General features: G+C 64.7%; 1 protein-coding gene. It reads right to left on the bottom strand.

Annotated features, from left to right (window positions below):
* The coding region (gene groEL / locus EOB59_RS35015) for a chaperonin GroEL (RefSeq protein ID WP_128290314.1) at nucleotides 1–728 on the bottom strand (728 nt) is incomplete at both ends.

The following is a 728-nucleotide window of genomic DNA, read 5'->3' as shown; positions in this document are numbered from 1 at the left end:
GTGGTGACCAGCAGGCCGGCGACCGAGGCCGCGTCCTGGAGAGCCGTACGGACAACCTTGACCGGATCGACGATACCCATGGCGATCATGTCGCCATATTCGCCGGTCTGGGCGTTGTAGCCGAAGGTCGCGCCCTTGTTCTCAAGGATCTTGCCGGCAACGATCGATGCTTCCGCACCGGCGTTGGCCGCGATCTGGCGGGCCGGAGCCTGCAGCGCACGACGCACGATGTTGATGCCGGCGGCCTGGTCGGCATTGACGCCGGTGGCCTTGATGTTGGCCGAAGCGCGCAGCAGCGCAACGCCACCACCAGCAACGATGCCTTCTTCGACGGCCGCGCGGGTCGCGTTGAGGGCGTCCTCGACGCGGTCCTTCTTTTCCTTGACTTCGATCTCGGTCGCACCGCCGACGCGGATGACGGCAACGCCGCCCGCCAGCTTGGCGAGACGTTCCTGCAGCTTCTCCTTGTCGTAGTCCGAGGTGGTCTCCTCGATCTGCTGCTTGATCTGGGCGACGCGGCCCTGGATCTCGGCCTTCTTGCCGGCACCGTCGACGATGGTGGTGTTCTCCTTGGAGATCGACACCTTCTTAGCGCGGCCGAGCATGTTGAGGCCAACATTCTCGAGCTTGATGCCGAGGTCTTCGGAAATGACCTGGCCACCGGTGAGGATGGCGATGTCTTCCAGCATGGCCTTGCGGCGATCACCGAAGCCCGGCGCCTTGACGGC

The sequence above is a fragment of the Mesorhizobium sp. M7A.F.Ca.MR.176.00.0.0 genome (genome assembly GCF_004023165.1).
Classification (GTDB): domain Bacteria; phylum Pseudomonadota; class Alphaproteobacteria; order Rhizobiales; family Rhizobiaceae; genus Mesorhizobium.
The sequence above is the reverse complement of the archived record's forward strand: the minus strand, read 5'-3'. Positions and strand labels throughout refer to the sequence as shown.